Source organism: Micromonospora sp. NPDC002389, assembly GCF_040296095.1.
Classification (GTDB): Bacteria; Actinomycetota; Actinomycetes; order Mycobacteriales; family Micromonosporaceae; genus Micromonospora.
In genome coordinates this window covers 205,684-223,478 of record NZ_JBEOWP010000003.1, presented here as the reverse complement: position 1 = coordinate 223,478, position 17,795 = coordinate 205,684, and the positions used below count along the sequence as shown (strand labels likewise).

Genomic DNA, 17,795 nt, shown 5'->3' with positions numbered 1-17,795 from the left:
TCCGAGTCGGTTCTGCCGCCCCGCTCGCCTACCTGCCGGTGCTGGCCTAAGGTCAGGACAGAGCGGGGACCGAGGAGGCGGGCGTGGGACTGCGGGACGTGCTGCTGGGGTGGCCGGTGTACCGGCAGCTCACCGGCACCGACCCGCTGGGTCGAGGTGCCGCCGCCCAGTCCGCGCGCAGCGCCGGGCTCACCGCCCGCACCGAGGACGCCGACGAGGTGGCCAGGTCGGTCTGCCCGTACTGCGCGGTGGGGTGTGGTCAGCGGGTCTTCGTCCGTGACGGCCGGGTGACGCAGATCGAGGGCGACCCGGACAGCCCGATCTCCCGGGGACGGCTCTGCCCGAAGGGTGCGGCCAGCAAGAGTCTGGTGACCAGTCCGTTGCGGCAGACGACGGTGCGGTACCGCCGGCCGTACGGGACCGAGTGGGAGGACCTCGACCTCGATACCGCGCTGGACATGATCGCGGATCGGGTGCTGGCCGCGCGGGCCGAGACCTGGGAGGACGTCGACGCGCAGGGCCGTCCGTTGAACCGCACGCTGGGCTTCGCCAGCCTGGGTGGGGCGACGCTGGACAACGAGGAGAACTACCTCATCAAGAAGTTGTTCACCGCGGCGGGCGCGTTGCAGATCGAGAACCAGGCCCGGATTTGACACTCCGCCACGGTTCCCGGTCTGGGAGCCAGTTTCGGTCGCGGTGGTGCGACGGTCTTCCAACAGGACGTGGCGAACGCTGACGTCATCGTCATCCAGGGCTCGAACATGGCCGAGGCCCATCCGGTGGGCTTCCAGTGGGTGATGGAGGCGAAGAAGCGCGGGGCGAAGGTCTTCCACGTCGATCCTCGGTTCACCCGGACCAGCGCGGTCGCCGACGCGTACCTGCCGATCCGGGCGGGCACGGACATCGTGCTGCTGGGTGCGGTGGTGAACCACATCCTCGCCAACGAGTTGGACTTCCGGGAGTACGTGCTGGCGTACACCAACGCGGCGACGATCGTCAGTGACGACTTCGTCGACGCCGAGGACGCCGAGGGGCTGTTCTCCGGGTGGGACCCGGAGACCGGCAGCTACGTGCAGGACAGTTGGCAGTACGCGGGCCACGAGGGCGACTCGGGCAGCGGTGGCACCGCCGACGAGCGGGACACCGCCGCGGGGCTGCGCCACGAGTCGCACGGTGCGCCGGTGGCGGGTCGGACCGACCGGGACGAGACGCTGCAACATCCGCGCTGCGTCTACCAGATCCTCAAGCGGCACTTCGCCCGCTACACGCCGGAGATGGTGGAGCGGGTGTGTGGCCTGCCCCGGGAGAGGTTCCTGGAGTTGGCCCGGGCCTGGACGGAGAACTCGGGCCGGGAGCGGACCGGGTGCCTGATCTATTCGGTGGGGTGGACCCAGCACACCGTGGGCGTGCAGTACATCCGCACCGGGGCGATCATCCAGTTGCTGCTGGGCAACGTGGGTCGTCCGGGTGGCGGGGTGTTGGCGCTGCGCGGGCACGCCAGCATCCAGGGATCGACGGACATCCCGACGTTGTTCAACCTGCTGCCGGGCTACCTGCCGATGCCGCACCACGCCAAGCACGTGACGTTCGACGACTGGGTGGACGGCATCCGGCATCCGGGGCAGAAGGGTTTCTGGGGCCACGCCCGCGCGTACGCGGCGAGTCTGCTCAAGGCGTACTGGGGGGACGCGGCGACGCCGGAGAACGACTTCTGTTACGGCTACCTGCCTCGGCTGACCGGCGATCACGGCACGTACCAGCAGGTGCTGGACATGATGGCGGGCAAGATCAAGGGGTACTTCCTGCTCGGCCAGAACCCGGCGGTCGGGTCGGCGCACGGGCGGGCGCAGCGGCTCGGCATGGCCAACCTGGACTGGCTGGTGGTCCGCGACCTGTTCATGATCGAGAGTGCGACCTTCTGGCAGCGCGGTCCCGAGGTCGCCACCGGTGAGATCGTGCCGCAGGAGTGCCGCACCGAGGTGTTCTTCCTGCCCGCCGCCTCGCACGTGGAGAAGGAGGGCACGTTCACCCAGACCCAGCGGCTGGTGCAGTGGCGGGAGAAGGCGGTCGAGCCGCCCGGCGACGCCCGCTCCGAGCTGTGGTTCTTCTATCACCTGGGGCGTCGGCTGCGGGAGAAGCTGGCGGGTTCGTCGCTGCCGCGCGACCGGGCGCTGCTGGACCTGGCGTGGGACTACCCCACGCACGGCCCGCGCGACGAGCCGGACGCCGAGGCGGTGCTGCGGGAGATCAACGGGTACGACACCACCACCGGCCGCCCGCTGTCCGCGTTCGCCGAGGCCCGTGACGACGGTACGACCGCGGTGGGCTGCTGGATCTACACCGGCGTGTACGCCGACGGGGTGAACCAGGCGGCCCGGCGGCGGCCCGGCCACGAGCAGGACTGGGTGGCCGCCGAGTGGGGGTGGGCGTGGCCGGCGAACCGGCGTCTGCTCTACAACCGGGCGTCGGCGGATCCGCAGGGGCGGCCGTGGAGCGAGCGGAAGCGCTACGTGTGGTGGGACGACGAGGCGGGCCGGTGGACCGGGCGTGACGTGCCGGACTTCGAGGTGACGAAACCGCCGTCGTACCGGCCGCCGGAGGGTGCCACCGGTCCGGCGGCACTGGCCGGGGACGACCCGTTCGTCATGCAGTCCGACGGGAAGGGCTGGTTGTACGCGCCGAGCGGTGTGCTGGACGGGCCGTTGCCGACCCACTACGAGCCGGCCGAGTCCCCGGTGCGCAACCCGCTCTACGCGCAACAGGCCAACCCGACCCGCAAGATGTACGCGCACCCGGTCAACCCGACGAACCCCAGTCCGCCCGCGCCGCACAGTCAGGTCTTCCCGTACGTGTTCACGGTCAGCCGGCTCACCGAGCACCACACGGCGGGCGGGATGAGCCGCACCGTACGGCCGCTTGCGGAGTTGCAGCCGGAGATGTTCGTGGAGGTGTCCCCGGAGTTGGCCGGCCTGGTCGGGCTGACCCATCTGGGCTGGGCGCACCTGGTCACCTCCCGTGCGGTGATCGAGGCGAAGGTGCTGGTCACCGATCGGATCGTGCCGTTGCGGGTGGATGGGCGGGTGATCCACCAGCTCTGGCTGCCGTACCACTTCGGGTACGAGGGGCTGGTCACCGGCGACTCGGCCAACGACCTGTTCGGCATCACCCTGGACCCGAACGTGCTGATCCAGGAGAGCAAGATCGGCACGTGTGACGTGCGTCCGGGGCGGCGTCCCACCGGAGTGGCCCTGCGCGAGCTGGTCCGCGACTACGGTGACCGGGCCGGCATCGTGCCGGGCAGCACCCCGCCGGCGGTCACTCCCGGTGTGCCGACCACGCCGACCGGGACCGGCGACGAGGAGGGGAAGCACTGATGGTCGACCCGCAGCACCGGTCGGGCCTGCCCGCGACGCCGAGCCCGGCGTACCAGCCGGCGTCGGCGTCCGGGTGGGTCGACGCGCCCCCACGGATGGGTTTCTTCACCGACACCAGCGTCTGTATCGGCTGCAAGGCGTGCGAGGTGGCCTGCAAGGAGTGGAACGGGGTGCCGGCCTCCGGCCTGGACCTGCTCGGCATGTCGTACGACAACACCGGCGCGTTGACCGCGAACTCCTGGCGGCACGTGGCCTTCGTGGAGCAGCCCCGTCCCTCCGGTCACCGCGACGCACCTTTCGCTGGCACGCCCACCGGCGACCCGGTCAGCGCCGCCTCGGCGGCGACCGCCGCCGGCACCGGCAACGCGACCGGCACGAGCAACCCGACCGGCACCGGCAGTCCGACCGGCACCGATCCCGGCCTGCCGCCGGGTGATCCGGCGGCGGCCGCCCGGATGACCGAGTTCCTGGGGATGCCGGCCGCCGGCCCGCCGGGGCGTACCGGCAGCGCGCAGGGCCGGTCGGACTTCCGCTGGCTGATGATGTCGGACGTCTGCAAGCACTGCACCCACGCCGCCTGCCTGGACGTCTGCCCGACCGGTTCGCTGTTCCGCACCGAGTTCGGCACGGTGGTGGTGCAGGAGGACATCTGCAACGGCTGCGGCTACTGCGTCTCGGCCTGCCCGTACGGCGTCATCGACCGGCGGGTCGACGACGGCCGGGTGTGGAAGTGCACGCTGTGCTACGACCGGATCGGCGCCGGTATGACGCCGGCCTGCGCGCAGGCGTGCCCGACCGAGTCGATCCAGTACGGCCCGCTCGACGAGTTGCGGGAACGCGCCGCCGCCCGGGTCGCCACGCTGCACGAGCGGGGGGCGCCGGAGGCGCGGCTCTACGGTCACGACCCGGCCGACGGGGTCGGCGGCGACGGCGCGTTCTTCCTGCTGCTCGACGAACCGGAGGTGTACGGCCTGCCACCGGACCCGCAGGTCACCACCCGGGACCTGCCGAGGATGTGGCAGCGGGCCGGGGTCGCCGCGCTGGCCATGGCGGCGGTGGCGGTCGGCGCGTTCCTCGGTGGCCGGCGGTGAACCCGCAGCACCCGGAGGTGGGTGACCGGTTCCGCCGCTTCCGCGACCAGGCGTCCGGCGGCGGGTCCGGCGGTCGGCGCGACGGGCGTGGTGGGCGCGGCGGGCGTGGTGGGCGCGGCGGCGAGGAGTTGGCGGTGCCCCGGGCGGAGTTCCGTTCCTACTACGGGCGGCCGATCCTGAAACCGCCGGTGTGGACCTGGGAGATCGCCGCGTACCTGTTCACCGGTGGGCTGGCGGCCGGCTCGTCGCTGCTGGCGGCGGGTGGGCAGGTGACCGGCCGTCCGGCGCTGCGCCGCGTCGGTCGGGTCGCCGCGCTGGTCGCGGTCACCGCCAGTGCGGGCCTGCTGGTCAAGGACCTGGGTCGGCCGGAGCGGTTCCACCACATGCTGCGGGTGGCGAAGCCGACGTCGCCGATGTCGGTGGGGACGTGGATCCTGAGCGCGTACGGGCCGGCGGCCGGGTTGGCCGCGATCGCCGAGGCGGCGCCGCTGCTGCCCGAGCGGGGTCCGCTGGGGCTGGTCCGTCGGGCGTTGCCGCCGGTGGGGCACGCCGCCGGGCTGGCCGCCGCGGTGACCGCCCCGGCCCTGGGCACGTACACGGCGGTGCTGCTGGCGGACACGGCCGTGCCGTCGTGGCACGAGGCGCACCCGCACCTGCCGTTCGTCTTCGCCGGCAGCGCCCTGGCCAGCGGCGCCGGGGTGGGACTGATCGCGGTGCCGCCCGCGCAGGCCGGTCCGGCGCGGCGGATGGCGGTGGCCGGTGCCGGTCTGGAGCTGCTCGGCGCGCATCGGGTGGAGACCCGGCTGGGGTTGCTCGGTGAGCCGTACCGCACCGGTCGCGGCGGCCGGTTGTTGCGGGCCGGCCGGGCGTTGACCGTGGCCGGGGTGGCCGGGGCGCTGCTGGGTGCCCGCAGCCGGGTGTTGTCGGCGGTCTCCGGCGCGGCGTTGCTGGCCGCGTCGGTGGCGACCCGCTTCGGGGTGTTCCACGCGGGCGTGGCCTCGGCCCGGGATCCGAAGTACACGGTGCTGCCGCAGCGGGAGCGTCTGGCGCGGCGCGCCGGTGAGGCGTCGACGACCGAGCAGTGACTCGGCGGTACGGCCGGGCGCGTGCTGTGATCCAATGCTGGGTGGAGGCGTTCAGGCGGCTGGTGCCCCTCCCGGTCTTCAACACCGGTGTGGTCCGGGATCCGGGCCAGGCGGGTTCGATTCCCGTCCGTCTCCGCCACACGGTGAGGAGATGACGCGATGCGCGACGGCGGCGTCGACCCGCGACGCCGGGTGCCGCGTACCGACGCGCTGCTGGCCGATCCCCGGCTGGTCGCGGCCGCCGCCGCCCTCGGCCGGGACCGGGTGAAGGCCGCCGTCCGGCAGGCGCAGGACCGGGCCCGGCGCGGCGAGATCACCCCCGAGGCGGTACCCGTCGAGGCGCTGGCCGCGTTGCCGTCGGCGGCCCCGCGTGCGGTGCTCAACGCCACCGGTGTCCTGCTGCACACCAACCTCGGGCGGGCCGCGCTCTCCGACGCGGCGGTGGCCGCCGTGGTCGCCGCCGCCGGGCACACCGACGTCGAACTTGACCTGGGCACCGGCCGACGCGCCCGGCGGGGCCGCGACGCCGTCGACGCGCTCGCCGCCGCCGTGCCGGAGGCCGAGGCGGTGCACGTGGTGAACAACGGTGCCGCCGCCCTGGTGCTGGCCGCCACCGCGCTGGCCGCCGACGCCGAGATCGTGGTCAGCCGGGGCGAGCTGGTCGAGATCGGGGACGGGTTCCGCCTGCCGGACCTGCTGACCAGCACCGGGGCGCGGCTGCGGGAGGTCGGCACCACCAACCGCACCACGGTGGCCGACTACGCCGCCGCGATCGGTCCCGAGACCGGTTTCGTGCTCAAGGTGCATCCGTCGAACTTCCGGGTCACCGGTTTCACGTCGGCGGTGCCGGTACGGCGGTTGGCCGGGCTCGGCGTACCGGTGGTGGTGGACATCGGGTCGGGTCTGCTCGCGCCCGATCCGCTGCTGCCCGACGAGCCGGACGCGGCGACCACCCTGCGTGCCGGGGCGGACCTGGTCACCGCCAGCGGCGACAAGTTGCTGGGTGGCCCGCAGGCCGGGCTGCTGCTGGGCTCGGCCGCGCTGGTGGAGCGGCTGCGGCGGTCTCCGCTGGCCCGGGCGCTGCGGGTGGACAAGCTGACCCTGGCCGCGCTCGCCGCGACCCTCGGCGACCCGGCCACCACCCCCACCCGCACCGCTCTGCACGCCGACGCGGCGGTGTTGCGGGCCCGCACCGAGCGGCTGCGGGACGCCCTGGCCGCCGAGGGCCGCAAGGCCGACGTGGTGCCGTCGGTGGCCGTGGTGGGCGGTGGCGGTGCTCCCGGCGTGGAGCTGGACTCCTGGGCGTTGAGCCTGCCGGAGCGCTACGCCGGACCGCTGCGCACCGGTGACCCGCCGGTGCTCGGCCGGGTGGCGCGGGGCCGGCTGCTGCTGGACCTGCGGTGCGTGCCGGAGCACGCCGACGCGACCGTCCGCGCCAGCGTGCTGGCCGTGGCGGACGGCGACTGACCATGCTGGTGGTGGCCACCGCCGGGCACGTCGACCACGGCAAGTCGACGCTGGTGCGGGCGCTGACCGGGATGGAACCGGACCGGTGGGCGGAGGAACGCCGCCGGGGCATGACCATCGACCTGGGTTTCGCCTGGACCACGTTGCCCTCCGGGGCCACCGTCGCCTTCGTGGACGTACCCGGCCACGAACGGTTCGTACCGAACATGCTGGCCGGAGTGGGTCCGGTGCCCGCCGTGGCGGTGGTCGTCGCCGCCGACGAGGGCTGGATGCCGCAGTCCGCCGAGCACCTGGCCGCCCTGGACGCGCTCGGCGTCCGGCACGGCCTGCTCGTGGTGACCCGCGCGGACCTGGCCGATCCGGGGCCGGCGTTGGCGCGGGCCCGGGCGGAACTGGCGTCGACCACGGTGGGCGCGGTGGAGGCGGTGGTGGTCAGCGGGGTCACCGGCGTCGGCCTGCCCGAGCTGCGTGCCGCGCTGGACCGGCTGGCCGTCCGGATGCCGTCCGCCGACCGGGCGGCCCCGGTGCGGCTCTGGGTCGACCGCAGCTTCACGGTGCGCGGCAGCGGCACGGTGGTCACCGGCACCCTCGGCGCGGGCCGGCTGCGCGTCGGGGACGAGCTGGAACTGGCCGGCACCGGCGAGACGGTGCGGGTGCGTGGCCTGCACCGCCTGGGTGAGGCCCGCGACACCGTCGACCCGGTCGCCCGGGTGGCGGTCAACCTGCGCGGGGTGTCCCGGGACCGGATCGGGCGCGGCGACGCGCTGCTCACCCCGGGCCGGTTCCGGTCGACCGACCTGGTCGACGTGCGGCTGGCTGGTGACGCGGTGGCCGAGTTGCCGGCCACGCTGACCCTGCACGTGGGCGCGGCGGCCGTGCCGGCGCGGGTGCGTCCGCTGGGCGGCGACACCCTCCGGTTGCGGTTGGGGCGTCCGGTGCCGCTGCTCGTCGGCGACCGGGCGTTGCTGCGCGACCCGGGTCGTCACCACGTCGCCGGTGGGGTGACCGTGCTGGACGTGCTGCCGCCGCCGTTGCGTCGCCGGGGTGCGGCCGCGGCCCGGGCGGCCGTGCTGGCGACCCTGGACGGTCGGCCGGATCTCGCCGGTGAACTGCGGCGACGCGGCCTGGTCCGGGCCGGGGACCTGGTTCGCGCGGGCGTGCCGGTGCACGTGGCCCCGGTGGCGGGGGACTGGTTGGCCGATCCGGACCACTGGGCGCGGCTGGCCGGGCGGCTCGCCGACGCGGTGGCCCGCTACGCCCGGGAGCATCCGCTGGAGCCGGGCGCCCCGGTGGAGGTGCTGCGCCGGCAGCTCGACCTGCCCGACCGGGTGCTGGTCGAGGCGTTGGTGCGGGCGCCGCTGCGGCTGGCCGCCGGTCGGGTCGGCGTGGCCGGGGCGGATCCGCTGCCGGAACCGGTGGCCCGCGCGGTGGCGATGGTCCGCGACGACTTCGTGACGTACCCGTTCCGGGCCCCGGACGCCGACCGACTGGCCGCCGTCGGTCTCGGGGTCCGCGAGATCGGCGCGGCGGTACGCGCCGGCGCGCTGCTGCGCCTGACCGGCAACGTGCTGCTGCTGCCCGGCGCGCCGCAGCAGGCGGTGCGGGTGCTCGCCGGGTTGCCACAGCCGTTCACGCTCAGCGCCGCCCGGCAGGCGCTGGACACCACCCGCCGGGTGGCGGTGCCGCTGCTGGAGCTGCTGGACCGGCAGGGCCGCACCCGCCGGTTGCCGGACGACGCCCGGGTGGTGGTCGACGCGGATTGCGCCGATCCGCCGACCGGTGGGAGTCCGGGACGCCTACCGTGACGCCATGGACCCCTCCGCGGTCTGGCGGGACCGGCAGCACCGCTGGCGGATCGAGGCGTACCGGGCGCCGGACCTGAGGTTCGCCATCTTCGCCACCAACGGCACCACCGAGTCGGCGCCGCTGTGGCTGTTCGGGATGTCGGCGCTGGCCCGTTGGCTGATGAGCCACAGGATCTCGCTGGACGACCTGGAGACCGACTGATCGCCCAGTCGGGGGACAGAGCGGGCTAAAACCGGCATCCCGGGGTCGGTCGACCCTATCGTGCGACGGATGAAGGACCGAGGTATCCGCAAGGTCGTCGCGGTGTTGGCCGGCCTCGCGGTGATCTACTTCGGCACCACCGGCCGGTCGGAGACCGAGGGCAGCGGGATCTCCGGGGGTCTGGTGGTGCTGGCCCTGCTCGCCGCGCTGCTGGTGTGGCACCTGACCAAACCCGGCGACGCCTGACGACGCCGGTCAGCGGGCCGCGACACGACGGTTGAGCTGCCCCGCCGACTCCTCGCCGAGCGCCACCCGCACCAGCGCCGAGGCGAACCGGCCGAAGTCGTCGTCGTCGACCAACCCGGCCAGTCGGTCCGGGGCGGCCGGCAGCCCGAGCCGCTTGGCGCCGGCGACCGCCCGCCGGTCGGCGTACGGGCGCAGCTCCGGCCAGACGCTCTGCACCTCGCGCAGGAAGATGTCCGCCCCGGTGGGCCCGATGCCGGGGAACTCGGTGAGCAGCCGGCGCAGAGCGGTGCGGTCGCCGCCCGCCTCCCGGTGCAGCCGCCGCAGGTCGCCGTGCCATCGGTCCAGGCACAGTCGGGCGCCGGTGCCGAGCATCGTGGCGGTCCGCTCGTCGTAGCGGCGGTAGTGGCCGCGTCCGAGCGCGTCGACGCGCTGCTGCCAGTGAGCCGCCTCCATCGCCTGCGGGGTGCGGTAGCCGGCGGCGAACAGTTCCCGGGCCGCCGCCACCGCCACACCGGCCCGGATCCGGGTACTCAGCAGCGTGACGAGCACCAGCAGTTGGTACAGCGGCGCGGGCCGGTCGGCGAGGGTGATCCCCGCCTCCTCGGCGTACGTGCGGCGGGTGAGCAGGGCCTGTGCCATCTCGCGGTGATCGCCCATCTCGCGGGAGTACCCGTTGTGGCCCGGAGTAGCCCTGTGCCCAGGCCGGGACGCGGAATGCGGTGCGCGGCGGCGGGTATGCGGTCGGCGAGGGAAGGGAGAACACCGTGACGAACCCGCAGCAGGAGGAGTTCCGCCGCAACGAGCGCGGCGGCACCAGCCAGTACAACAAGGCGCCGCAGGCATCCGGTCATCCGGCCCACCGGGGCTCCTCGTCGGGTGACGCCGGCCGTCCCGTGCCGCGGGGCCAGGTGTCCCGGTACGGCCCGACCGAGCAGCCGGTCGCCGACGACGACAGCGACCGACGTTGACCCACGGCACCGGTACGGCGTGCGTGCTACCGGTGCCCCGACGGCCGCAGCCGGTTCCAGGTGGCTGCGGCCGTCACCCCGTACGCGAGGTGCGGGACGAGGTCGGCGAGCCAGTCGACGCGCCGCCAGGTCCTCGGGTCGGTGACGCCGAGCAGCGTCAACGACCCGTCGGAGAGCGTCATCGCCCCGCCGCCGAGCAGCGCGGCGGCGCGCAGCATCGGCTGCCGCCGGCCCCGGGTCAGGACGGCGAAACCGACGGCGGCGGCCACCCCGAGGCCGTACCCCATCAGCGCGCCGAGCCCGGAGCGCCGGTTGGCGGCCTGCGGCGGCGCGCCCAGGTGCAGGTGGGCCGCGTCGGCCACCCGGCCGGCGCTCTCCTCCGGGGTCTGGCTGGCCGCGCGGGCCCGCACCACGATGTCCAGGTAGGTCACCGTGTTCAGGGCCAGGGTGCCCACCGCCCCGGCGATGAGCCCGTCGGCCAGGTGCCCGCCCCTCACTTCTTCGGGTCGCCCGGTTCGCGGTTGCCCTTCGGGCCGTAGGTGCGCTCGCCCCGCGCCATGCCGCGTTGTCCCCGATCCTCCTGGAGGATCCGGTTGGCGGTCTCGTCGGCCTTCTGGTCCGAGGTGTGCCGACCCGAGTCGTCGATGGCGTTGCGGATGCGGGCGCGCTGCTTGTCGTAGGCGTTGCTACCCGGACGCGGTCCTGGCATCGCTGTCTCCTCCGGTCGTCGCGGTGACGGACGTGCCCGTCTACCCGCCTGGACCGCCGGCAACCCCGGGCGCGGGGACCACCGCGACCGGGCAGTGGCTGTGGCGCAGGGCCGCCTGGCTCACCGAGCCGCGCAACAGGCCGCCGACCGGACCGTGACCGGCGCCGCCGACCACCAGGAGCTGGGCACGGCGGGAGGCGTCGGTGAGCACGGTGCCGGCCCGTCCGCGTACCGACTCGCGGGTGACCGACACCTCCGGGTAGCGCTGCGCCAGACCGGCGAGCGACTCGGCGAGCAGGCGGTCCTCGTCGGCGCGCAGTTCGGACTCGTCGTACACCAGCGGCTGCATGTCGCCGGGGCCGGTGGAGACCGGGTGCCGGTAGGCGTGGATCGCGACCACGGAGGCGCCGCGCAGGGCGGCGGTGCGGACCGCGAACTCGATCGCGTACCGGGACGTCTCGGTGCCGTCCACGCCGACCACGACGGGTCCGTCGGCGTGCTCGGCACCCCGGGCCACCAGCACTGGGCAGCCGGCCGACGCGGCCACCTTCACCGTCACCGAGCCCACCACCAGGGCGCCGAGCCCACCCAGGCCCTGGTGGCCGAGGACGATCATCGCGGCGGTGGGCGCCGCGTCCAGCAGCGTCGCAGCGGCCTCGCCGTCGACGATCTCGCCGGTGACCCGCAGGCCGGGCGCGACCGCTGCGGCCTCGTCGACCGCCTCGGCCACCACCTGCTCGGCCTGCTCCCGCAGTCCGGTGCCGGGCCGGTCGTCGGTGACCGCGGTGACCGGGGTACGCAGCAGCGGCCAGATGAAGGCGTGCCGTACCCGCAGCGGCAGGTCCTGTCGGGCCGCCTCGGTGGCGGCGAGCCGGATGGCGGCGCGGGACGGCTCGGAGCCGTCCACACCGACCACCACCGTCGCGCCGTTGATCGGGTCCACGAGCACCTTCCCGCCGCCGGTCGTCGTTGCGGCCAGTATCGCGGCCCGTGGGGGCCCGGCGGGGCGATACCGCGCAGCGGCACCGGGTCGGTACGCTGACGGCGACTGCCCGGGGAGGGAGCGTCGTCGATGGTGGAGCCCGACCAGCCGAGCACCGCACGGATGATCGATTTCTGGCTCGGCGGGGAGCACCACTACCCGGTCGACGTGGCGGCGTCCCGCGCCTTCGAGCAGGCGTACGGGCCCTGCGCCCCGGTGTTCCGGGCGTTGCGCGCCTTCCTCGGCCGGGCGGTCCGGGCGATCGCCGCCAGCGGTGTGGACGGTTTCCTGGTCTTCGGTGCCGGGGTGCCGACGATGGGCAACGTGCACGAGGCCGCGCCCGACGCCACCGTGCTCTACACCGATGTGGACCCGGTGACCATCCGGCTGGGGCAGCAGATCCTGGCCGGCAGCGACCGGGCCGGTTACGGCTTCGGTGACGCCACCGACGTCGGCACGATCGACCCGGCGTCGCTGCACCGGTTCGTGCCGGGCTGGGGCCGGCGGCCGGTGGGGGTGGTGTTCCTCGGGCTCGCCGCCTTCCTCGACGACGAGACGCTCGCCCGGACCCTCGACGAGCTCTACACGGCCGCCGCGCCCGGCAGCCACCTGGCGATCGACTTCGACACCGAGGAACTCGCCGGTCATCCGGAGGCGCTGGCCATGATGGGCACGGCGTTCCGGATGCGGGCACCGGCGGCGTTCCGGCCGCTGTTGGGCCGGTGGACGCCGACCGAGGACGGCATCGTGCCGGTGACCGACTGGCGACCGCAGGGCCCGCCGGAGGCGGTGCCGGACGCGTTCCACGGCGCGGTGGCGGTGCGGTCGGCCGGGTGACCATGGATGGAACCGCCTCCGTATGATGCTTGCCCCAGAGCAAGTATCTTCGGAGGAACGACATGCCGGATGCGCCCACGGGGGTTTCGCGCGCCCTGCGCGAGGCTCCGCCCGATCGCGTGGTCGAGGCCGCCGACCGGGCCATCCGGTCGGTCCTGGGGGCCTCGGGCACCGTCGTGTTCGTCGCCGACTACCGGATCAGCGGCCTGTGGCCGGTGCTCGACTCGCGGCAGCCGGATGCCGCCGCCCACGCCCTCCAGGGGCCGCTGCAACGCTGCTTCAGCAGTCAGCAGCCGGTCCGGGCGGGCGGGACCGACGGCCGGTGCCAGCTCTATCTGCCGCTGTCGGTGTGGGGCGAGCGGCTCGGCGTGCTGATGGTGGAGATGCCCGAGGAGCCGCCGGAGAGCGTGGTGCGCCGGGCCGCGGACATCGCCGGTGAGGTCGCGTTGGCGATGCACGCCGCCGACCGGGAGACCGACCGCTACCGGCGGGCACGTCGGCAGGAGCGCCTGAGCATGGCCGCCGAGTTGCAGTGGGAACTGCTGCCGGGGCGCAGCGTCAGTCACGGTTCGTTCCAGTTGGCCGGTCAGCTCGAACCGGCGTACACGGTGGGCGGTGACCACTTCGACTGGTCGTTGGACGACGGCCGGCTCACCGTCACCGTGCTCAACGGCGACGGGATCGGGCTGACCGCCGCCCTGCTGACCGCGGTGACGGTGAACGCGATGCGCAACGCCCGCCGGTCCGACGGCGGCCTGGTGGAGCAGGCCGAACTGGCCTCCGACACGGTCTACTACCAGCACCGGGGTCACCGGCACGTGGCCACCGTCCTGCTTGAACTGGACTGCGCCACCGGCCGGGTGCAGGCGGTGGACGCCGGTTCGCCGCACCTGTTGCGGCTGCGCGGCGGCACCGTGTCCCGGGTCCCGTTGGAGCAGCAACTGCCGTTGGGCATGTTCGCCGAGACCCGGTACGCGCTCCAGGAGTTCGAGCTGGACCCGGGGGACCGGTTGTTCGTGGTCTCCGACGGGGTGTGGGGCGCGGATCCCAGTGGCCGTGAGACGTACGGGGAACGGGCGATGGCGCGGTCCATGCGGGCCACGCGGTTGCAGCCGCCGCCGGAGGCGGTTGGTACGGTGATGCGTGAGTTGCAGGCATTCCACGCGGACGCCGACCTGCGTGACGACGCCGTGGTGGTCTGCCTGGACTGGCACGGTGCCGACGGTCGGACGCAGGACTGACGGGCCTCGGGTGGTACGAGCGGGACAATCGCAGGGGACATCGGGTGGAGCGACCGAATCTCGCCGCGGCGATCGACGCAGCCGCTGAGTCGTTGGTGGGTGTGCTCGACTCCGCCGTCACCCGGCACCGGATGGCCGTGTCACCGACCCAGTTGCGGGTGCTGTCGCTGCTCAGTAGCCGACCGGAGACCAACATCAACGGTCTGGCGGAGCTGCTGGACGTCGTACCCTCCTCGGCCAGTCGGCTCTGTGACCGGTTGGAGGCGATCGGCCTGGTGCGCCGGGAGGCCGACCCCCGGGACCGGCGTGAGGTCCGCCTGACGCCCACCGCCGCGGCGGAGGTCCTGCTGGGAGAGGTGCGGTCGCGCCGCCACGACGCCGTGCGGGCGGTCCTGGAGCGGATGCCGGCGCGGGTGCAGCAGGACCTGCTACGGGCCCTCAAGGCCTTCGGCCAGGCGGCGACCGCGGAGCCGCCGGACTCCTCGGCCCGCAGCGCCTGACGCTCCCGGTCCACCTATTATCCTAGGATGCCCTAGAGGTGGTGGCGGTGCTCACACCGCCACCGGAGGAACATCACCGACAGGCGCGAGCCGAGCGGGTCGAGGCGGCACGGCAGCCCGCTATAGTGGCAGCGCATCCGACCGACCGGTGATCACCAACGGTGGGCGGCGGGCCAGGGCAGATCCCGGATCGGGATCGCAGGGGGGTGCCGGCACCAGCCGGCCCGACAGCGCGCACGGCGTTCCATGGCGGACCCAGAGGCCGAGGTGGGGTCGCGTGCCGCGGAGGAGGTTCGGTGGCGCGTCGACCGGCTCGGGCAGAGCAACCGCAGGCCCTCGAGGCTGACGCGGGACGGTCCACCGACCGGGTCCTCACCCTGCCGAACCTGATCAGCTTCGTCCGTCTGCTGGGCGTCCCGGTCTTCCTGTACCTCTTCCTGGTGGCCCGCGCCGACGTGGCCGCGATCGTGGTGCTGGCGGTCGGCGGGACCAGCGACTGGGTGGACGGGTGGATCGCCCGCCGACTGCGTCAGGTCAGTCGCCTCGGCGAGCTGCTCGACCCGCTCGCCGACCGGCTCTACATCCTCGCCACGCTGGTGGCGTTCACCGCGCGCGAGGTGGTGCCGTGGCAGTTCACCGCCGCGCTGCTGGCCCGGGAACTGCTGCTGGCCGGTTCGCTGGTGGTGTTGCGCCGCTACGGCTACGGTCCGCCGCCGGTGCACTACGTCGGCAAGACCGCGACGTTCCTGCTGCTGGCGGCCTTCCCGACGCTGTTGCTGGCGGCAGCGGTGCCGGCCGCGTCGGCGGTGGCCGGTGCGGTGGGCTGGGCGCTGGCCTGGTGGGGTCTGGTGCTCTACTGGGCGGCTGGTGCGTTGTACGTGATCCAGGCGCGCCAGCTGGTCCGGGCGGTCGGTCGAGGAGAGACGGCATGAGCGAGCGCAGCGAGCGAGTCATCTGGCGCAGCGCGGTGGAGCCTCATGCCGGCGCGGAGCGTAGCGGAGCTTCGGTATGAGCGAGCGCAACCGGGGGTTCAGCCCGGACTTCCTCACCGAGCTGTTCCAGAACCCGCTGGATCCCGGGTACGCCGACGCTGCGGCCCGCCGGGCGAAGACCGGGAAGCCGGCGCGTCCGGGGTGGTCGGTGGGCCCGATCACGCTGGTGGTCGTGCTGCTGCTGGGTTTCCTGTGCGCGGTGGCGTACCGGCAGACGATGGCGGAGGAGCCGGGGCGCGCGCAGGCGCGGTCGGGGTTGGTCGGGCAGATCAAGCAGCGGCAGGGTGAGACGGACAACCTGTCCATGCGGGCTGACGAGTTGCGCGAGGAGGTGACCCGGCAGCGGGAGGCGGCGCTGGGTGGTTCGCAGGCGGCGCGGCTGCGGGACCTGGAGGCGCGGGCGGGCCTGGGTCGGGTGCGCGGTGACGGTGTGGTGGTGCGGTTGGCCGACGGGCCGGACGGTGGGGAGTCGTTGAGCGGGGCGAAGGTGGGTCCGTCGCGGGTGCTCTACAGCGACCTGCAGGGGGTGGCCAACGATCTGTGGGGCGCCGGGGCGGAGGCGATCGCGATCAATGGTCAGCGGTTGACGGCGACGTCGACGATCCGGTCGGCGGGTGAGGCGATCCTGGTGGACTTCCGGCCGGTGACCGGGCCGTACGAGGTGTCGGCGATCGGTCCGGGGTCGATGCGCAAGGCGTACGAGGGTAGTCGGAGTGCGTTGACGATGCGTCGGGTGTCGCAGGCGAACGGGTTGTCGTTCGAGGTGCGGGACGCGGACCGGCTCACGTTGCCGGCGGCGCCGGAGCCGCGGCTACGCTACGCGGAGCCCGCGGTGAGTCCGAGTGCGTCGCCGTCGGGTGGTGACGAGTCGTCCGACTCGGGTACGTCACCCAGCCCTTCCGGAGGTGGTCGATGATCGCGGTGCTGGCTCTGCTGGCCGGTGTGGTGCTCGGGTTGTGGCTGGATCCGACGGTGCCGGCGGCGTTGCAGCCGTATCTGCCGATCGCGGTGGTGGCGGCGTTGGACGCGGTGTTCGGTGGTGTGCGGGCCAAGTTGGACCGGATCTTCGACGACAAGCAGTTCGTGGTGTCGTTCATCTCGAACGTGCTGGTGGCGGCGTTGATCGTGTATCTGGGTGACCAGTTGGGCGTGGGTGGTCAGTTGTCCACCGGTGTGGTGGTCGTGTTGGGGGTTCGTATCTTCGGCAATGTGGCGGCGATCCGTCGGCACCTGTTCCGGGCGTAGGTTGGTGTCGTGACTGACGAGCACACCGAGACGGGTACGGGGTGGCCGCAGCCGGCGGGTCCGGCCCGGCCGGGTGGGCCGGCGGGGGAGCCGGATCCGCGTCCGGACGCGCCGGATCCTGACGAGTTGAGTCCGTTGTCGCCGCAGGGGCGGCCGGAGCCGGGTGACGGTGATGACGGCGAGTCGCCGGTTGCGCCTGCCGAGCCTGTCGAGCGGGATTCCGTCGAGCGCGATGAGGCCGTCGAGCGGGACGAGGCCGTCGAGCGGGACGAGGCGGCGGGCGGTGCGGCTGCGGCGGGTGCGGCTGGTCCGTTGCGGCGGTTCAGTTCGGCGGCGGTGATGATCGGTGTGCTGCTGGTGTTGTTGGGGTTCACGCTGGCGGTGCAGTTGAAGACGACGTCGACGGACTCGTCGTTGGCGGCGGCGCGGCAGGAGGACCTGGTCCGGATCCTGTACGACCTGGAGGCGCGGGAGATGCGTCTGCGGCAGGACATCACGACGTTGGAGGAGAGCCAGCGTCAGTTGCGCTCGGGTGAGCAGGGGCGTCAGGCGGCGTTGGAGGAGGCGACCCGGCGGGCGGACGAGTTGGGCATCCTGGCGGGTACGTTGCCGGCGCGGGGTCCGGGGTTGGCGGTGCTGTTCCAGGCGGGGCCGTCGAAGCCGATCTCGGCGAGTGGGGTGTTGGACGCGGTGCAGGAGTTGCGGGGTGCCGGTGCGGAGGCGATGCAGATCTCCGGTGGTGACCGCGCGTCGGTGCGGATCGTGGCGTCGACGTATTTCCTGGACGGGGAGAACGGGTCGTTGATCGTGGACGGGCGTCGGTTGACGGGTCCGTTCACGATCACGGTGATCGGGGATCCGTCGACGATGCGTACGGCGCTCAACATTCCTGGCGGGGTGGTGGCGGTGGTGGCGCGCGACGGCGGTAACGTGATCGTTGAGGATCGTGAGGTTGCCGAGGTTTCGGCGCTGCACGTGCCGAGCACGCTGGAACACGCCCGTCCGGTCTCGTGAGGCCGGGTGGGGCCGGCGCCGGTCGGTCCGGTGCCAC

18 protein-coding genes, 1 tRNA gene and 1 pseudogene are annotated in these 17,795 nt (G+C 73.7%); 16 read left to right on the top strand and 4 right to left on the bottom strand.

All coding sequences use genetic code 11. The features are described 5' to 3' along the window. Positions 1–83: 83 nt before the first annotated feature. The 8 genes and pseudogenes from fdh to ABT008_RS07165 form a co-directional block, all read left to right on the top strand. Positions 84–3,390: pseudogene (fdh, locus tag ABT008_RS07200) on the top strand (formate dehydrogenase); the annotation flags it as partial. Next, positions 3,374–4,465, top strand: coding sequence for a 4Fe-4S dicluster domain-containing protein (locus ABT008_RS07195; RefSeq protein ID WP_502890363.1), 1,092 nt, complete (start codon positions 3,374–3,376; stop codon positions 4,463–4,465). The pseudogene fdh and the gene ABT008_RS07195, both read left to right, overlap by 17 nt. Beyond that, positions 4,462–5,550 carry an NrfD/PsrC family molybdoenzyme membrane anchor subunit gene (gene nrfD, locus ABT008_RS07190; protein ID WP_350694404.1) on the top strand — a complete coding sequence of 363 codons (1,089 nt, stop codon included), beginning with the start codon at positions 4,462–4,464 and terminating at the stop codon, positions 5,548–5,550. The genes ABT008_RS07195 and nrfD overlap by 4 nt, the downstream gene beginning before the upstream one ends. A 43-nt stretch (positions 5,551–5,593) precedes the next feature. Then, positions 5,594–5,689: transfer RNA gene (locus ABT008_RS07185), tRNA-Sec, on the top strand. A 20-nt stretch (positions 5,690–5,709) separates the two neighbouring features. Then, on the top strand, positions 5,710–7,017 hold the full coding sequence (gene selA, locus ABT008_RS07180) for an L-seryl-tRNA(Sec) selenium transferase (RefSeq protein WP_350694402.1): 1,308 nt from the start codon (positions 5,710–5,712) through the stop codon (positions 7,015–7,017). 2 nt (positions 7,018–7,019) lie between these two features. Next, positions 7,020–8,822: a selenocysteine-specific translation elongation factor gene (gene selB / locus ABT008_RS07175; RefSeq protein WP_350694401.1), complete on the top strand. Its 1,803-nt coding sequence runs from the start codon at positions 7,020–7,022 to the stop codon at positions 8,820–8,822. Positions 8,823–8,826: 4 nt separating this feature from the next. Then, entirely contained in the window at positions 8,827–9,024 is a 198-nt protein-coding gene (locus ABT008_RS07170; RefSeq protein WP_350694399.1) for a hypothetical protein, read from the top strand. Positions 9,025–9,093: 69 nt separating this feature from the next. After that, positions 9,094–9,270 carry a hypothetical protein gene (locus ABT008_RS07165; RefSeq protein WP_162854401.1) on the top strand — a complete coding sequence of 59 codons (177 nt, stop codon included), beginning with the start codon at positions 9,094–9,096 and terminating at the stop codon, positions 9,268–9,270. 9 nt (positions 9,271–9,279) lie between these two features. On the opposite strand, the gene ABT008_RS07160 is transcribed toward ABT008_RS07165, so the two are convergent. Next, positions 9,280–9,927, bottom strand: a complete 648-nt coding sequence (locus ABT008_RS07160; RefSeq protein ID WP_350694397.1) for a hypothetical protein — start codon at positions 9,925–9,927, stop codon at positions 9,280–9,282. Between the two features lie 107 nt (positions 9,928–10,034). Here ABT008_RS07160 and ABT008_RS07155 point away from each other — a divergent pair, with 107 nt between their 5' ends. After that, complete coding sequence (locus ABT008_RS07155; RefSeq protein WP_350694395.1) at positions 10,035–10,238, top strand: hypothetical protein; 204 nt, start codon at positions 10,035–10,037, stop codon at positions 10,236–10,238. A gap of 26 nt (positions 10,239–10,264) precedes the next feature. On the opposite strand, the gene ABT008_RS07150 is transcribed toward ABT008_RS07155, so the two are convergent. Genes ABT008_RS07150 through ABT008_RS07140 form a run of 3 tightly spaced genes read right to left on the bottom strand, consistent with a single transcriptional unit; the run spans position 10,265 to position 11,890 of the window. After that, positions 10,265–10,735 (bottom strand): hypothetical protein, encoded by a 471-nt coding sequence (locus ABT008_RS07150; RefSeq protein WP_350694393.1) that lies wholly within the window; start codon positions 10,733–10,735, stop codon positions 10,265–10,267. Further along, complete coding sequence (locus ABT008_RS07145; protein WP_350694391.1) at positions 10,732–10,947, bottom strand: phosphatidylethanolamine-binding protein; 216 nt, start codon at positions 10,945–10,947, stop codon at positions 10,732–10,734. Before ABT008_RS07145 ends, ABT008_RS07150 begins: the two co-directional genes overlap by 4 nt. A gap of 40 nt (positions 10,948–10,987) precedes the next feature. After that, a complete protein-coding gene (locus ABT008_RS07140) occupies positions 10,988–11,890 on the bottom strand; it encodes a universal stress protein (protein WP_350694389.1) in 903 nt (300 codons plus the stop codon). Positions 11,891–12,019: 129 nt separating this feature from the next. Between ABT008_RS07140 and ABT008_RS07135 the strand changes: the two genes are divergently transcribed. The 7 genes from ABT008_RS07135 (at position 12,020) to ABT008_RS07105 (ending at position 17,758) form a co-directional block, all read left to right on the top strand. Next, positions 12,020–12,766 (top strand): SAM-dependent methyltransferase, encoded by a 747-nt coding sequence (locus ABT008_RS07135; RefSeq protein ID WP_350694387.1) that lies wholly within the window; start codon positions 12,020–12,022, stop codon positions 12,764–12,766. 62 nt (positions 12,767–12,828) lie between these two features. Further along, positions 12,829–14,007, top strand: coding sequence for a PP2C family protein-serine/threonine phosphatase (locus ABT008_RS07130; RefSeq protein WP_350694385.1), 1,179 nt, complete (start codon positions 12,829–12,831; stop codon positions 14,005–14,007). Positions 14,008–14,051: 44 nt separating this feature from the next. Further along, entirely contained in the window at positions 14,052–14,507 is a 456-nt protein-coding gene (locus tag ABT008_RS07125; protein WP_350694383.1) for a MarR family winged helix-turn-helix transcriptional regulator, read from the top strand. Between the two features lie 296 nt (positions 14,508–14,803). Then, positions 14,804–15,439 carry a cardiolipin synthase ClsA gene (clsA, locus tag ABT008_RS07120; protein WP_350694381.1) on the top strand — a complete coding sequence of 212 codons (636 nt, stop codon included), beginning with the start codon at positions 14,804–14,806 and terminating at the stop codon, positions 15,437–15,439. A 76-nt stretch (positions 15,440–15,515) separates the two neighbouring features. Then, positions 15,516–16,415: a DUF881 domain-containing protein gene (locus ABT008_RS07115; RefSeq protein ID WP_350694380.1), complete on the top strand. Its 900-nt coding sequence runs from the start codon at positions 15,516–15,518 to the stop codon at positions 16,413–16,415. Then, positions 16,412–16,744, top strand: coding sequence for a small basic family protein (locus ABT008_RS07110; protein ID WP_013733919.1), 333 nt, complete (start codon positions 16,412–16,414; stop codon positions 16,742–16,744). The genes ABT008_RS07115 and ABT008_RS07110 overlap by 4 nt, the downstream gene beginning before the upstream one ends. A gap of 9 nt (positions 16,745–16,753) precedes the next feature. Then, positions 16,754–17,758 carry a DUF881 domain-containing protein gene (locus ABT008_RS07105; protein ID WP_350694379.1) on the top strand — a complete coding sequence of 335 codons (1,005 nt, stop codon included), beginning with the start codon at positions 16,754–16,756 and terminating at the stop codon, positions 17,756–17,758. The last annotated feature ends 37 nt before the right edge of the window (positions 17,759–17,795 follow it).

Coding starts and splice junctions, on each gene's coding strand:
- ABT008_RS07160 (WP_350694397.1), bottom strand. CDS start 9,927: ATGGGCGATCACCGCGAGATGGCACAGGCCCTGCTCACCCGCCGCACG.
- ABT008_RS07135 (WP_350694387.1), top strand. CDS start 12,020: ATGGTGGAGCCCGACCAGCCGAGCACCGCACGGATGATCGATTTCTGG.
- ABT008_RS07170 (WP_350694399.1), top strand. CDS start 8,827: ATGGACCCCTCCGCGGTCTGGCGGGACCGGCAGCACCGCTGGCGGATC.
- ABT008_RS07145 (WP_350694391.1), bottom strand. CDS start 10,947: ATGCCAGGACCGCGTCCGGGTAGCAACGCCTACGACAAGCAGCGCGCC.
- selA (WP_350694402.1), top strand. CDS start 5,710: ATGCGCGACGGCGGCGTCGACCCGCGACGCCGGGTGCCGCGTACCGAC.
- ABT008_RS07115 (WP_350694380.1), top strand. CDS start 15,516: ATGAGCGAGCGCAACCGGGGGTTCAGCCCGGACTTCCTCACCGAGCTG.
- ABT008_RS07165 (WP_162854401.1), top strand. CDS start 9,094: ATGAAGGACCGAGGTATCCGCAAGGTCGTCGCGGTGTTGGCCGGCCTC.
- ABT008_RS07110 (WP_013733919.1), top strand. CDS start 16,412: ATGATCGCGGTGCTGGCTCTGCTGGCCGGTGTGGTGCTCGGGTTGTGG.
- ABT008_RS07195 (WP_502890363.1), top strand. CDS start 3,374: ATGGTCGACCCGCAGCACCGGTCGGGCCTGCCCGCGACGCCGAGCCCG.
- ABT008_RS07130 (WP_350694385.1), top strand. CDS start 12,829: ATGCCGGATGCGCCCACGGGGGTTTCGCGCGCCCTGCGCGAGGCTCCG.
- selB (WP_350694401.1), top strand. CDS start 7,020: ATGCTGGTGGTGGCCACCGCCGGGCACGTCGACCACGGCAAGTCGACG.